At 71.4% G+C, this 14,882-nt stretch carries 12 protein-coding genes; 7 read left to right on the top strand and 5 right to left on the bottom strand.

Annotation, left to right across the window (positions count from 1 at the left end):
- Window positions 1-8: 8 nt before the first annotated feature.
- The 3 genes from C4V41_RS23640 to C4V41_RS23650 are packed head-to-tail and all read right to left on the bottom strand — an operon-like array spanning window position 9 to window position 2,713.
- On the bottom strand, window positions 9-764 hold the full coding sequence (locus tag C4V41_RS23640) for a citryl-CoA lyase (protein WP_103958103.1): 756 nt from the start codon (window positions 762-764) through the stop codon (window positions 9-11).
- Complete coding sequence (locus C4V41_RS23645; RefSeq protein ID WP_103958104.1) at window positions 761-1,921, bottom strand: CaiB/BaiF CoA transferase family protein; 1,161 nt, start codon at window positions 1,919-1,921, stop codon at window positions 761-763. Before C4V41_RS23645 ends, C4V41_RS23640 begins: the two co-directional genes overlap by 4 nt.
- Before the next feature lie 15 nt (window positions 1,922-1,936).
- Complete coding sequence (locus C4V41_RS23650) at window positions 1,937-2,713, bottom strand: IclR family transcriptional regulator (RefSeq protein WP_200824170.1); 777 nt, start codon at window positions 2,711-2,713, stop codon at window positions 1,937-1,939.
- 205 nt (window positions 2,714-2,918) lie between these two features.
- Between C4V41_RS23650 and C4V41_RS23655 the strand changes: the two genes are divergently transcribed.
- From C4V41_RS23655 to C4V41_RS23685, 7 genes are all read left to right on the top strand, one after another.
- Window positions 2,919-4,367, top strand: a complete 1,449-nt coding sequence (locus C4V41_RS23655) for an aldehyde dehydrogenase family protein (protein WP_103958105.1) — start codon at window positions 2,919-2,921, stop codon at window positions 4,365-4,367.
- A complete protein-coding gene (locus tag C4V41_RS23660; RefSeq protein WP_103958106.1) occupies window positions 4,364-6,079 on the top strand; it encodes a thiamine pyrophosphate-binding protein in 1,716 nt (571 codons plus the stop codon). The genes C4V41_RS23655 and C4V41_RS23660 overlap by 4 nt, the downstream gene beginning before the upstream one ends.
- Before the next feature lie 124 nt (window positions 6,080-6,203).
- Complete coding sequence (locus C4V41_RS23665) at window positions 6,204-7,346, top strand: ABC transporter substrate-binding protein (RefSeq protein ID WP_160150369.1); 1,143 nt, start codon at window positions 6,204-6,206, stop codon at window positions 7,344-7,346.
- A gap of 1 nt (window position 7,347) precedes the next feature.
- Window positions 7,348-8,217, top strand: coding sequence for a branched-chain amino acid ABC transporter permease (locus tag C4V41_RS23670; protein WP_103958108.1), 870 nt, complete (start codon window positions 7,348-7,350; stop codon window positions 8,215-8,217).
- Window positions 8,214-10,010: a branched-chain amino acid ABC transporter ATP-binding protein/permease gene (locus tag C4V41_RS23675; RefSeq protein ID WP_103958109.1), complete on the top strand. Its 1,797-nt coding sequence runs from the start codon at window positions 8,214-8,216 to the stop codon at window positions 10,008-10,010. Before C4V41_RS23670 ends, C4V41_RS23675 begins: the two co-directional genes overlap by 4 nt.
- Window positions 10,007-10,708 (top strand): ABC transporter ATP-binding protein, encoded by a 702-nt coding sequence (locus C4V41_RS23680; protein ID WP_103958110.1) that lies wholly within the window; start codon window positions 10,007-10,009, stop codon window positions 10,706-10,708. Before C4V41_RS23675 ends, C4V41_RS23680 begins: the two co-directional genes overlap by 4 nt.
- A gap of 23 nt (window positions 10,709-10,731) precedes the next feature.
- Window positions 10,732-12,792 carry an outer membrane protein assembly factor BamB family protein gene (locus tag C4V41_RS23685; RefSeq protein WP_103958111.1) on the top strand — a complete coding sequence of 687 codons (2,061 nt, stop codon included), beginning with the start codon at window positions 10,732-10,734 and terminating at the stop codon, window positions 12,790-12,792.
- Here C4V41_RS23685 and C4V41_RS23690 read toward each other — a convergent pair.
- Both C4V41_RS23690 and C4V41_RS23695 read right to left on the bottom strand, forming a co-directional pair.
- On the bottom strand, window positions 12,779-13,561 hold the full coding sequence (locus C4V41_RS23690) for an N-acyl homoserine lactonase family protein (protein WP_103958112.1): 783 nt from the start codon (window positions 13,559-13,561) through the stop codon (window positions 12,779-12,781). The two genes, C4V41_RS23685 and C4V41_RS23690, sit on opposite strands and share 14 nt — an antisense overlap.
- On the bottom strand, window positions 13,558-14,859 hold the full coding sequence (locus C4V41_RS23695) for an MFS transporter (RefSeq protein ID WP_200824171.1): 1,302 nt from the start codon (window positions 14,857-14,859) through the stop codon (window positions 13,558-13,560). Before C4V41_RS23695 ends, C4V41_RS23690 begins: the two co-directional genes overlap by 4 nt.
- Window positions 14,860-14,882: the final 23 nt, after the last annotated feature.

Consider the following 14,882-nt stretch of genomic DNA (forward strand, 5'->3'; position numbering starts at 1 on the left):
CCTCACGTCTACTCGGGTGGGGGGTTCCTGAGATCGGTCGGCAGGATCGACGGTGGGATGGGGCCTTTGTTGCGGCGCCCCTGCCCGGACTCCTCCCAGGCGTGGGCGAGGATGCCGACGCTGCGGCTCAGCACGAACAGCCCCCTGGCGAGGGGCGCCGGAAAGCCCAGCTCGGCGTAGACGACGGCGGTCGCGCCGTCGATGTTCATCGGCACCGGCGCGATCAGCTCCTCGACCTCAAGGGCCGCGCGCAGGTGGTCGCCGGCGACGACCCCCTCGGCCACGGCGGCTGCTACGAGGGCGAGCAGAGGGTCTCGACGGGGGTCTCGGGTGTGGAATCGGTGCCCGAACCCGGGCAGATATTTGTCGCGGGCACGCCAGTCTCTCACCGTGGCGGCCGCGTCGCCACCGGCCACGACGTCCTGGAGCAGCTCGACGCACTGCTCGCCGGCGCCGCCGTGCACGTCGCCGAGCAGGTTGACGCCCGTGGCGACGGCGTTGTTGAGGCCGACGCCGCAGGTGATCGCCATCCGGGCGACGGCGATCGACGGCGCGTGCGGGCCGTGGTCCACCCCGGCGACCAGCGCCGCCGCCAGCAGCGCGGCCTGCCGCTCGTCCGGGAGGTCGCCGCGCAGCATGAGCCAGATGGTCTCGGTGAACCCGGCCCGGCCGATCAGCTCCTGCACCGGCCGGCCGCGCAGCTCGATGACGTCGGGCTCGATCCGGGAGACCGCCGTCCCCCACCAGTCGGCGACACTGCTCATGACGCCACCCCGAACTCCGCGTTGTGCTGCCCGAGCAGCGGCGCGGGACCACGCGGCCGCAAGGGCACGCCGTCGATGAGCACCCCGTTGCCGGCCGCGGTCACCCGGCGGCCGTCGCCGCCCAAGGGGAACGGCAGCTCGGTCAGGAAACCGCGCTCGCGCACCTGGTCCAGGGCCAGCGCCTGCGCCACCGTGAGGACCCGGGCGGCCGGAACGCCCTCGGCGGACAGGATCGCCTCCCACTCCAGCGCGGTCTTGGCGCGCAGCGCCTGGTTGAGCTCCTCGTTGAGCGCCCGCCGGTGCTCCTTGCGGGCCTCCCGCCCGGCGAACCTGGGGTCGGCCGGCAGGTCGGGCCGCCCGACCAGGCGGCACAGCGTCTCGAACTGGGCCTGCTGGTTGGCGGCGATGTTCAGCGGCCCGTCGGCGGTCTCGAAGGTGCCGGACGGCGCCGCGGTGGCGTTCTGGTCCCCCATCGGCTCCGGCTCCACGCCGCTGACCAGGTAGTTCGACACCGTCCACCCCATGGCGGACAGCGACGCCTCCAGCATCGACAGGTCGAGGAAGCACCCGGCGCCGGTGCGTTCGCGCCCGGCCAGGGCGGCGGAGATCGCCATGGCGGCCATCAGCCCGCCGATGGTGTCGCAGATGGGAAAGCCGACCCGCAGCGGCGCCGTGTCCGGGGTGCCGGTGACGCTCATCATGCCGGACAGCCCCTGGACGATCTGGTCGTAGGCGGGCGCCTCGCTCATGGGACCGCTCTGGCCGAACCCGGAGATCGCGCAGTAGACCAGCCCGGGGTTGAGCTCGCGCAGCCGCTCCCAGCCGTAGCCGAGCCTGGCCAGCACCCCCGCCCTGAAGTTCTCCAGCAGCACGTCGGCGCCGGCCACCATGGACTCGAACACCTGCCGCCCGGCCGGGCTCTTCAGGTCGAGCTCGACGGACTTCTTGCCCGCGTTCTGGGCCAGGAACGAGGCGCCCACGAGGTCGCGGTTGAGCGCGGGATCCGGGCCGAGGCGGCGGGCGAGGTCTCCGGCGCCGGGCAGCTCGACCTTGACCACCTCCGCCCCGAACAACATCAGCTGGTAGCCGCAGTAAGGTCCGGCCAGCACGTTGGTCAGATCGACGACCTTGAGTCCGGCCAGTGGCAACTGCTGCATGCACGCTCCATAGGGTCAGGTCAGAGGATGGTCGAACCCGCGCTCCGACATACGCTTGGCCACGTCCCGCAGGTCCGCGGCGAACTCCGCCACCCGGTCGGCGCCGAAGCGCACGGTCGGGCCGCTCAGCGAGAGCGCCGCCACGGTCGCCTGCGACCCGCCCAGGACCGGCACGGCGACCGCGGACAGGCCCGGCTCGCGCTCGCCGTGGCTGGCCGCGTAGCCGTCGCGGGCCGCCTGGTCGGCCCACTCCCGCAACGTCGCCACGTGCCCCTCGCCGTGCGGCGAGGAGCGGGCGATCCGGGTGAGGAGCTTGGCCGGCGCGTCCCTGAGCAAGATCTTGGACGACGCGCCCGCCCACAGCGGCAGCTCGTCGCCCACCCGCACGACGTGGCGCAGCGGTTGCGGGCTCTCCTGCTGGGCGATGCACACGCGGTGCACGTCGCGCAGCACGTAGAGGTTGACGGTCTCCCGGTGCCGCGCGCCCAGCTCGCGCATGAGCGCGACCGTCTCCGGAGGCAGCTCCCAGGCGTGGCGGGCGAGGTGGGCCCACCGCCACAGCGCCGGCCCGGCCGCGTAGCCCTTCGGCGTGGCCCACAGCAGCCCCATGTGCTCAAGGGTCTGCAGCAGCCGCAGCGCCGTCGTCTTGGCCAGGCCCGTCTCGTCCACGACCTCGCGGATCGTCAGCGTCCGCCGGTCCTCGGTGAGCAGGGACAGGATGTCGAACGCCCGCTGGACGCTGCGCACACCGCCGCTCTCCCCGAGGCCCGCCGGGTTGTTCGTCGAAGACACAGATCCTCACTCGTCAGTCGAAGGTGAACCTGCCGCTCACCCTCTCATGCGGTCCGTACGCTAACACCGAGTCCGCCAAGTGGTCCACAAGAACCGCTGTACGGTTCACCCCTCACTCTTGCCAGAACCGTCGTCGCCCTCATACCGTGAGCAAATCCACAGTGCGGTTCAAGAGAACCGTCAAGCGGATTCAATCGGAGATGACATGGACTCAGTCCACGAAGCCGCATGTCTCGTCGCCGGAGAATGGCTCAGCGAAGGTCCCGGATCCGACCGGGTGGGCCCGTACACGCGGCAGGTCGTCAGCCGCGCCCGGCTCGCCCAGCCCGGCGACGTCACCACGGCCCTCGCCTACGCCCGTCAGGGAGCCAGGGCGGTCGCGCGACTTGCGCCGGCCACCCGCGCGGCGATCCTGGAACGCGCGTCCGCCGCGGTGACCGCGCGGACGGACGAGTTCGCCGGGCTGCTGGCTCTGGAGCTGGGCAAACCGCTCAAGGACGGGCGCGGCGAGATGCTGCGCGTGGCCGACACGTTCGCCGTCGCCGCCGCCGAGGCCAGGTCGATCGGCGGCGAGGTGTTACCGGTGGCGGGCTGGGCGCGCGGCGTGGGCAACACCGCGATCACGCAGCGCGCGCCCGCCGGTCCCGTGCTGGCGATCACGCCGTTCAACGCGCCCGCCAACCTGCTCGCCCACAAGCTGGCCGCCTCCTTCGCGGCCGGCAACACCACGATCGTCAAGCCGCCGCCGCAGGCCCCGGCCGTCTCCACCGCGCTGGTCCGGCTCCTTCTCGACGCCGGGATGCCGGCCGAGGCCGTGCAGGTGCTGCACGGCGGCGCCGACGTGGGCGCCCGGCTGTGCGCCGCGCCGGAGATCGCCGTGGTCAGCTTCACCGGCGGCGTCACCGCCGGGGCCGCCGTCGCGCACGCCGCCGGGCCCAAACGGGTGCTGCTGGAGCTGGGCGGCAACGCCGCCACCATCGTGTGCGAGGACGCCGACGTGGCCGAGGCGGCGCGGGTCTGCGCGCGTACCGGCTACAGCAACTCCGGGCAGAGCTGCATCTCCGTGCAGCGCGTCTACGTGCAGCGGGCCCGCTTCGAGGAGTTCGCCGACGCCCTGACCGCCGAGGTGAAGGCGCTCATCGTGGGCGACCCGCTCGACCCGGCCACCGACGTCGGCTCGATGGTGGACGACCAGGCCGCCGAGCGGGTGGTGCGCTGGACCGCCGAGGCCGCGCGGGCCGGTGCCACGGTGACGATCGGCGGCAGCCGCTCCGGCGCGGTGATGGCGCCGACCGTCGTCGCCGGCCCGCCCGCCGAGGCCAGGGTCGTGCGGGAGGAGGTGTTCGGCGCGCTCGTGGCCGTGCTGCCCTACGACGGCTTCGACGAGGTCGTCGAGGAGTGCAACCGCAGCTCGTACGGACTGCAGGCCGGGCTGTTCACCCACGACGTACGCCGGATCGTCGCGGCCTGGCGCGAGCTGGAGGTCGGCGGCCTGGTCGTGAACGGCTCCTCCAACTTCCGCCTCGACCACGTCCCGTTCGGCGGGGTGAAGGACTCCGGCATCGGCCGCGAATCGCCCCGCTGGATGATCGAGGACTTCACCGTGACCAAGACCCTCCTGCTCAAGGGCCTGACCATCTGGGGAGACCAGTGACCGGAACAGCAGCCCACGCCCTCGTCGCCCAGTTGGAGGAACTCGGCGTCGAGTACGTCTTCGGCACCTGCGGCCACACCAACATCGCCGTGCTCGACGCGCTGGCCGACAGCTCCATCCGCTTCGTCATCGCCCGTCACGAGCAGGCCGCCGCGCACGCCGCCGACGGCTACGCCCGCGCCTCCGGCAAGCCCGGGGTGCTCCTCGTGCACGTCGGCCCCGGTCTGACCAACGCCGCCACCGGCGTGATGACCGCCGCGCTGGACTCCGTGCCGCTGGTGGTGATCTCCGGCGACATCCCCTCCTACTTCCACGGCCGTCACCCGCACCAGGAGGTCAACCTGCACGCCGACGCCGACCAGGCGTCGATCTTCCGGCCGTTCGTCAAGCGGGCCTGGAACGTGCACCGCGCCCAGGATCTCGGCCGGGCGGTCGAGCGGGCGTTCTGGACCGCGACGACGGGACGGCCGGGCGCGGTGCTGGTGAACGTGCCGATGGACGTCTTCTCCCGGCCGGCCGCCGCGTATCCACGCCCGAGCGCCGCCGCGCCGCCCGGCCTGCCCGCCGTGACGGCGGAGCGGATCACCGAGGCCCTGGCCACGGCCGAACGGCCGCTCGTCTACGTCGGCGGCGGGCTGCGCGACGACGCGGGCGCCCTGACCGCGCTGGCCGAGCACTTCGACCTGCCGATCGTGCACTCGCTGATGGCCAAGGGCACCGTGCCCGACGCGCATCCGCTGGTGCTGGGCATGCCGGGCTTCTGGGGGCTGGAGCTGACCAACACCGTCGCCCGCGAGGCCGACGTGGTGCTGGCCCTGGCCACCCGGTTCGCCGAGACCGACGCCAGCTCGTGGGATCCCCGCTTCACCTGGGACTTCTCGGCGAGCACGCTCATCCAGATCGACATCGACCCGGCCGAGCTCGGCCGCAACTACCCGGTCGCCATCGGCGCCGTGGCCGACGTCGGGCTCGCGGTCCAGGCGCTGGCCGAGGCGGCGAAGTCGTACCCGCCGGTGGCCCGGCCGGAGTTGCGGGAGAGCATCCGCGCGGCCAGGACGGCGCTGTTCGAGGAGAGCGGGGAGCGGGGGCGCAGCGACGCCTTCCCGCTGCGGCCCGAGCGCATCCTGGCCGACCTGCGCGACGCGCTGCCGGCCGGCGCGACCCTGGTCACGGACGTCGGCTGGAACAAGAACGGCGTCGCCCAGTGCTACGAACTGCCGCCCGAGGGCCGTTTCATCACGCCGGGCGGCGCCTCGACCATGGGCTTCGGCCCGGCGGCCGCGGTCGGCGTGCAACTGGCGAAACCCGAGGGCGTGGTGGTCGCGCTGATCGGCGACGGCGGCATGAGCGCGCAGTTGCCCGCCGTGCCGCTCGCGGTGGAGCAGGGCGCGCCCGTCGTGTTCGTGGTGATGAACAACAGGTCGCACGGGACCATCTCCGACCTGCAGTCGGCCCATTTCGGCCGGAGCCACGGCTGCGACTTCACCGATCCGGCCGGGCGGCCCTACAGCCCCGACTTCGCCGCGCTCGCCGTCGCGTGCGGCGCCGCCGGCTACAGCGTGGCGACGCCCCGCGAACTCGGCCTGGCGCTGCGGTCGGCCGTCGCGGATCGCCGGCCCGCGGTGATCGACGTCCCGATGGTCAACGAGCCCGTGCCGACGCCCGGTCACTGGAACATCAAGGACATCTACCAAGGACGGTTCGGCGACTGAAACCGTTGCTCGTTCGATATTCCCAGGGATTCCGGCAGACCGTATAACTAACGTACTAGTCCGTGCATTACGGGGCCATGTCGATCACCGCACTTCCACCCACCCCCCTAATGAGGTGACTCACTTGTTCTCCGCAAGAATCTCCATCACGGCCGTGGCATTGCTCGCGCTCGCCGCCTGCGCTCCTCCCGGACAGCAGCAGAGCCAGGAGGCGACCGCCACCGGGCCCATCAAGATCGCCAATGTCAACGCCCAGAGCGGCCAGCTCAGCTCGCTCGGCCAGTGGGAGCACAAGGGGGTCAAGCTCGCGATCGACGAGGCCAACAAGGCCGGCGGCGTCAACGGGCGGCAGATCAAGCTGGACCTGTTCGACAGCCAGGGCGACCCCACGGTCGGCACCAACGTGGCCAGGAAGATCGCGGCGGAGGGCTACGTCGCCATGCTCGGCACCGCCGAGAGCGCCGTCACGCTGGCCATGGCGCCCATCCTGAAGGACGCCAAGATCCCGAACATCACCTCGGGGCAGTCGCCCAAGCTGGCCGAGCTCAAGAGCCCGTTCCTGTTCCTGAACGCGCCCACCAGCGTCACCTTCGACGAGACGCTGGCCAAATACCTGGCCGACGACAAGGGCTACAAGAAGATCGCGCTGATCAGCAACAACGGCGCGTACGGGTCCGGCGAGCACGACGCGTTCCTGGCCTCGCTCAAGACCAGGAGCCTGACCCCGCTCGCCGACGAGGTCGTCACCCCCGACCAGAAGGACTTCAACGCCAACCTGGCCAAGATCCGCGAGCAGGACCCGGAGGTGCTGTTCATCGGCGCCGAGGAGGTCCAGTCAGGCCTGATCGCCAAGCAGGCCCGCGAGCTGGGCCTGAAGGCGCTGTTCGCCGGCGGCGCGCCCATGGGGACCGACGTCTACGCGAGCACCGCCGGGCTCAAGAACGCCGAGGGCTCGGTCGTCAGCTCCCCCTACCTGAGCAACGAGGCCAGCGAGGAGATCAAGGCGTTCGCCGCGAAGTACAAGGCCGCCTACAACGAGGAGGCCCGCATGCACGTGGCGAAGGCGTACGACGGGGCGTCGATCATGCTGGAGGCGCTCAAGCAGACCAACGGCGAGGGCGGCCAGAAGCTGGCCGACGCCATCCGCGGCGTCAAGCGCGCGGGACTCCTCGGGAACTACACCTACGACGCCAACGGCGTCGGCATCCACGAGACGAAGATCGGCCTGGTCAAGGACGGCAAGGTCGTCCCGGAGGTAGCGGGCTGACGTGCAGGTCTTCCTTCAGACCCTGATCGGCGGGGTCACATTCGGAGCGGTGTACGCGCTGGTGGCGATGGGCTTCTCGATCGTCTACCGCACCATGGGCCTGGTCAACTTCGCCCACGGCAGCGTGGTGATGATCGGCGCGTACGCCGCGTCCACCTTCTACATGGCCACCCACGTCCCCTTCGCGGTCGCGATCGTCGTCGCCATCGCGGTCACCGGTCTCATCGGCCTGGTGATCGAGCGCTTCCTGCGCCCGCTGGAGAACAAGGACTTCACGCTGATGCTGATCGGCACGATCGGCTTCGGCGCCGTGCTGGAGGCCGGGGCGGTGCTCGTCTGGGGGGCCACCGGCCACGCGGTCCCCTCCCCCGTCGCCACCGAGCCGATCGACCTCGCCGGCGTGCGCATCCCCACCTACAACCTGGTCGTCATCGCCGTGGCCGCGCTCGCCACCGGCCTGCTGGCGCTGTTCCTGCAGCGCACCAAGCGCGGCGCGGCCATGCAGGCCGTCGCGATGGACCACGAGGCCGCCACCGCGGTCGGCATCCACGTCGGGCGCAGCAACGCCATGGCCTTCGCCATCGGCGCGGGCCTCGCGGCACTGGCCGGCAGCCTCATCGGGCCCATGCTGTACGTCAACCCGACCATGGGCGGCACCCTCGGCATCAAGGGCTTCGCGGCGGCCATGCTCGGCGGGTTCGGCAGCATGCCGGGGGCCATCGTGGGCGGCATGGCCTTCGGGCTCCTCGACGCCTTCGCCGCGGGCAACTTCCAGGAGTACTCCGAGCTGGTCACGTTCCTGGTCTTCGCCCTCGTGGTCATGATCCGGCCCACCGGCATCTTCGGAGAGGCAACGGTGAACCGAGCGTGAAACGTCTGGCATTCCTCGTTCCCGCCGCGGTGGCGGCCTGGCTGCTGCCGTACGGGCTGGGCGGCTACTCCATGCACGTCGTCGCCGTCGCCCTCATCTTCGCGATCCTGGCCATCGGCCTGGGCCTGACCATGGGCGTGGCCGGGCAGATCAACCTGGCGCAGGTCGCGTTCTTCGGCGTCGGCGCCTACACGGTGGCGATCCTGTGCACGCGGGCCGGCTTCGGCTTCTGGTCGGCGGCGGCGCTGGCGCTGGTGGTCGCCGCCGTGTTCGGGGTGCTGGTCGGCATCCCCGCGCTGCGCATGCAGTCGCACTATCTGGGCATCGTCACGCTCGGCCTGGCGCTGGCCTTCACCAACTGGGTCACCAACGCCACCGTGGCGGGCCGGGCCGAGGGCATCAGCGACATTCCGGTGCCGGTGCTGTTCGGGCTGGAGCTGTCCAGCGCGTACCTGTTCTACTACGTCGAGCTGGTCGTGTTCGCGCTGGCGCTGGCGTTCGCGCTGTTCGTCACCCACTCGCCGCTGGGGCGCCGGCTGCGCGCGATGCGCGACGACGACCTGGCCGCCGGCGCGCTCGGCGCGGAGATCCCGCTGCTGCGGATGACCGCGTTCGTGCTCTCCGGCCTGTACGGCGGCCTGGCCGGCGTGCTGTACGCCGGGCTCATCCGCTTCGTGGCACCCGAGTCGTTCAACATCGCCAACATGTTCCTCCTGCTCGCCATGGTGATCATCGGCGGCCGGGCGAGCATCCTGGGCTGCGTCATCGGCGCGCTGGCGCTGGCCGCGGTCCGGGAGGCGCTGCTGGACGTGTCGGCCTACGCCCAGCTCGGCTACGGCGTCGTGGTCGTGCTCGTGGTGGTCTTCGCGCCCACGGGGCTGGCGGGGCTGCCCCACCAGCTCAGGCGCCTGCTGCGGCGGCACCGTCCCGGGGAGCGGCTGCGGCTCGGCCCCTTCGAGCCCTTCGACCAGGCCGAGCCCGCGGCCTCCGAGGAGGACGTGCTGGAGATCGCCGGGGTGACGATGCGGTTCAAGGGCCTGGTCGCGCTGGACGACGTCTCGCTCGGCGTGCCGGCCGGCCAGATCCGGGGCATCGTCGGGCCCAACGGCTCGGGCAAGACGACCCTGTTCAACGTCATCAGCGGCTTCTACGTGCCGAGCGCGGGCAAGGTGCGCCTGCGCGGGCGGGACGTGACGGGGGCGCGGCCGTACCGGCTGTCGCAGGCGGGTGTCGCGCGCACGTTCCAGAACCTGCGCCTGTTCGACGACCTGAACGTGCGCGAGAACATCCTGATCGGTCTCGACCGCACCCGGACCGCGTGGATCTGGCGCTACCTCGCGCTGCCCTGGAAGGTGTTCGGCTACGAGCGGGCCCTCGGGGCGCGGGCCGACGAGATCATCGCCAGGTTCGGGCTCACCGGCTTCGCCGGCGCGGTGCCGCGCGAGCTGCCGTACGGGATCCAGCGCCGCATCGAGATGGCCCGGGCGATGGCCATGTCCCCGTCGCTGCTCCTGCTGGACGAGCCCGCGGCCGGACTGAACGGCGAGGAGGTGCGCCAGCTCGCCGAGATCGTCCGCTCCATCAGGGACTCCGGCGTGACCGTCGTCGTGATCGAGCACAACATGGGCCTGGTCATGTCCCTGTGCGAGCGGATCACGGTTCTGGCGGGCGGCAAGGTGATCGCGGACGGCACGCCCGCCGAGGTCGCCGTCGCCCCGGCGGTCGTCCAGGCGTATCTCGGCGACTCCATGGCCGCACCCACCGAGACCGCCGTCGAGGAGGCGACCCGATGACGACCCTCACCGTCGAGGACCTGTCGGTGCACTACGGCGGGGTACGGGCCGCCCACGGCGTGTCCTTCACCGTGGAGCCGGGCCAGTCGCTGGGCATCATCGGCGCCAACGGCGCGGGCAAGTCCTCCACGCTCAAGGCGGTCATGGGGCTGGCGCCGCGCCAGGCCACATCCATCCGCTTCGGCACGCACGACCTCCTGCGCGCCCCCGCGCACACCCTGGTCCGGCACGGCATCGGCTACGTGCCGGAGGGCCGGCACGTCTTCCCCGGGCTCACCGTGGAGAAGAACCTGCTGCTCGGCGCCTACGTCACGAGCTGGAAGCGCACGCCCATCGACGAGGTCTACGAGCTGTTCCCCGTCCTGAAGGAGATGCGTCACCGGCTGGCCGGGGCCCTGTCCGGCGGTCAGCAGCAAATGCTGGCCGTCGGCCGGGCGCTGATGTGCCGGCCGAAGGTGATGCTGCTGGACGAGCCCTCGATGGGCCTGTCGCCGATCCTCGTGGCGGAGATCGCGGGCGTGCTCAAGCGGCTCAACACCGACGGGCTGAGCATCCTGCTGGTCGAGCAGAACGCCAAGCTCACCTTCGACGTCACCACCACGTGCCTGGTGATGGAGAACGGCGAGATCGCCGCCACCGGCACCTCGGCCGAGCTGCGCGACGACCCCCAGGTCCGGCGGATCTACCTCGGTCTGTGAGAGCACCACCCAAGGAAAGGTTGATGATGGTTCGTCGTAGAGCGTTACTCGCGGGGGCCGTCGCCGCCGCCGTCGTGCCGGCGTCGGCCCGGCCGGCGGCCGCCGCCTCGTCCCGGGATTTTCCCAAGGTCGGCGGCAATCTGGCCAACCAGAGCTACAGCCGGCTGAGCGGCCTGCACCGGGGCAACGTCAGGCGCCTGCGCGCCGCCTGGGTGAACAACATCGAGGGCGGGCTGATGGCGGGCAACAGCCAGAGCACCGCCGTGGCGGTGGACGGTGTGCTCTACATCGAGTCGGCGCTGGGCAACGTCGTCGCGGTGGACGGGCGTACCGGGGCCACGATCTGGAAATACGCGCAGACGCGCGGCGCGGTCACCCGGCGCGGGGTGGCGATCGGCGCGGGCAAGGTCTTCACCTGCGCCAACGACAACTGGCTGATCGCCCTCGACCAGCGCACGGGACAGGTGCTCTGGGAGCGGCAGCACAACGGCTACGGCAACCTGGAGAAGGTCGCGGTCACCTACCACGACGGCATGCTCTACTGCGGCACCAACGACGGGCCGCGCGGCGCCGCGCTCGCGTTCGACGCCGAGACCGGCGACCTGGTCTGGCACTTCTGGGGCACGCCAGGGCCCGGCGAGTTCGGCAACGACACGTGGGAGGGCGACTCCTGGCAGACCGGCGGCGCCACCCCGTGGATGCACTGCGCCATCGACCCCGAGCTGCGCCTGGTCTACTGGACGTTCGGCAACGCCAGGGGCGCCCGCTCGTCCCAGGACGGCTCCCAGCGCGGCGGCCAGAACCTGTTCGCCAACTCGATCGTGGCCATGGACCTCAAGACCGGCGCCTACCGCTGGCACTTCCAGTCCATCCACCACGACATCTGGGACATGGACAACGTCATGGCGCCGGTCCTGGTCGACGCCCGCGTCCACGGCCGGATGCGCAAGCTCGTCGTGTACGGCAGCAAGACCGGCATGTACTACATCCTCGACCGCGCCGACGGCTCGGCCCCGCTGGGCATCGACGAGCGGCCCGTGCCGCAGGAGCCCCGCCAGAAGACCTGGCCCACGCAGCCCTTCCCGCGCCAGGGCGGCTGGACCGAGCTGATGCCGGTGCGTCAGCCGCTCGGCACCGAGATCCCCGGCGCCCCGCACCGGGCGGTGCCGAACTACCCGATCGGCCCGCTGTTCACGCCGCACTGGGACGAGCCGATCCTCACCATCCCCGGCCACGGCGGCGGCGCCGACTGGAACCACCAGTCCTTCAGCCACAGCACCCGCCTGGTCTACACCGGTTTCGGCTACGTCGCCGCCGCCCACTCCCTGACCGAGCCGGCCAACGGGCTGCGACCGCCCGGCGAGTACATGACCGGCGGCGTCGTGGCCGTGGACCCCGGCACCAACCGGGTGCGCTGGAAGAAGAACATGCCGTACTCGCTGGCCCATGGCAACGGCATCCTCACCACGGCCGCCGACCTGCTGTTCATCGGCCGGCCCGACGGCAACCTGCTCTGCCTGGACGCCCGCGACGGCCGCGAGCTGTGGCGCTGGCAGACCGGCGCCGCCGTCAGCAGCAGCCCGATCTCCTACGAGATCGACGGCGAGCAGTACATCGCGGTCTACGCGGGCGGCACCAGCATCCCGTACGGCAACTCCGCGCAGCGCGGCGACCACCTGTGGGCCTTCAAGGTCGGCGGCACCGTCCCGCCCGCCGCCACCCCGCCCCCGCCGGTGATCCGCCGGCCGGTCTCCGGCGGCCCGGTGGACGGCAGCGCCGTGAACAACACCGTCGTCCTCGCCCGCACCTACGACAACGGCCAGGTCGGCACCGTCGAGTCGACCGCCGTGAACGCCATGGCCCCGACGCACCTGCGCGTGCCCGCCGGGACCACGGTCACCTTCGTCAACCCGGCCGACAACGTCAACGTGCACGGGGCCACCCAGTTCTTCGAGGGCCTCTTCGACATCCGGCTCAAGCCGGGCGAGTCGTTCCAGTACACCTTCACCAAGCCGGGCGAGTACTTCTTCAACGACAGCCACAGCCCGCGGCCGACCGGCAAGATCGAGGTCACTCCCCGGTAGCGATCACGGCGATGTCCGGGCGCAGCAGCGGGAAGCGGTCGAGCACCTCGGGGTCGTGGCCGGCGACCACGAGGTGCGGGCCGTCGGCCAGTTCCTTGACGCGGTCGAAGGCGGCGTACATGCCGGTCATGCTGTGCAGGATGGGGAAGGGCCGGTCGTCCTCCAGGTTCTCGTAGAAGTGGCTGGCGTCGGAGGCCAGGACGACGTGGCCGCGGGCGGTGCGGACGCGCACCACCTGCATGCCGGCGGTGTGGCCGCCGACCAGGTGCACGCTCAGGCCGGGCACGACCTCGGCGTCGCCGTCCACGAGCGTCACGCGGCCGTCCTTGCCGGCCTCCTGGAGCCGGGCGAGGTCGTCGTCGTTGAGCAGCCAGCGTTCCCTGGTGATGCGGCTCGCCCACGGGCCCGTCCAGTAGTCGAGCTCGGCCCGCTGGAGCACGTAGCGGGCGCCGGTGAACTCGTGCGCCGTGCCGGTGTGGTCGTAGTGCAGGTGGGTCAGGACCACGTGGCCGACCGACTCGGCGGGCACGCCCAGCTCCGCCAGCCTCTCGGCGGGCGAGGCCAGGTAGTCCAGCCCGGCGACCGTCTCGGCGCGCGAGCGGCTGATGCCGGTGTCGATGAGGACGGTGTGCCGGTCGGAGACGGCCAGCCAGACGTAGTACGACGTGGGGTGCGGCTCCGTGCCGGTCGCGTCGTGGCCGTGGAAGTGCTCGCCCCGGAGGGCGTCCCTGCGGGCGTAGCGGATGGCGTACACCCGGAAGTCGCTCACGCCTTCACCATCGGCCTGAGCCCGAGCTCTTCGGTCGGGACCCGGTAGGTCTCCCTGGCGGTCGCCACCGCGGCCACGTTGACCAGGCACAGCAGCGCCGTGATGAGCGCGACGCCGAACCAGCTCCCCTGGCCGGTGCCGGCCACGGCGGTGGCCACCGTGGGCGCGAACCCGGCGATGGCGAAGCCGATCTGGGTGCCGACGGCCATGCCGGACAGGCGCACCCGGGTGGTGAACATCTCGCCGTAGAACGACGGCCACACGCCGCTGGTCGCACTGTGGACGACGCCGAACATCAGGATGCCCAGCACGAAGATCAGGGCGTAGCTGCCGATCGAGATCGACCAGAGGTAGGCGAACATCAGCACCGCGCAGCCCAGCGAGCCGCCGATGAAGACCGGCTTGCGGCCGATCCGGTCCGACAGCGTGCCCCACATCGGGATGGTGATCACGGCGGCGACGTTGGCCAGGACGCCCACCCACAGCATGGGGCCGCGTTCGAGGCCCATGGTGTTCACGGCGTAGGACAGGGCGTGCACGGTGAAGATCGTGCTCACCGAGGCGATCACCGCGGCCACGACCACGCGCAGCACGTCCTGCCAGTGCTCGCGGAAGAGCACCGCGAGGGGCATCTTCGCGACGGTGTTGGTGGCGACCTCCTGCTCGAAGGCGGGGGTCTCCTCCAGCGTGCGGCGGATGACGAGCCCGACCGCGGCCACCACCACGCTCAGCCAGAACGGCACCCGCCAGCCCCAGCTCAGCAGTTGCTCCTCGGGCAGCGCGGCGATGGGCAGGAAGATCGCGGTGGCGATGATCTGGCCGGCCTGGGTGCCGTTGAGGGTGAAGCTGGTGTAGTACGCGCGCCGCCCGGCCGGGGCGTGCTCCAGCGTCATGGAGTTGGCGCCCGCCTGCTCCCCCGAGACGGAGAAGCCCTGGAGGAGCCGGAGCAGCACGAGCAGGACGGGCGCGAGCATCCCGACCTCGTCGTAGGTGGGCAGGCAGCCGACGAGGAACGTCGAGACGCCCATCATCACCAGGGTCGAGACCAGCACCTTCTTGCGGCCGAACCGGTCGCCGATGTGCCCGAGGACCAGCGCGCCGACGGGCCTGGCCAGGTAGCCGACGCCGAAGGTGGCCAGGGCGAGCAGCGTGCTCGTCTCAGGAGCGGACGTGGGGAAGAAGATCTTGCCGAAGACCAGCGCGGCGGCGGTGCCGTAGATGAAGAAGTCGTAGTACTCCAGGGCGCTGCCGATCCAGGCCGCCATGGCTGCTTTTCGTGGTTTTCCCTGCACCGTCACAGAATGCTCCTCAGGCCAGACAG

It is taken from the genome of Nonomuraea solani (assembly GCF_900108335.1).
Classification (GTDB): domain Bacteria; phylum Actinomycetota; class Actinomycetes; order Streptosporangiales; family Streptosporangiaceae; genus Nonomuraea; species Nonomuraea solani.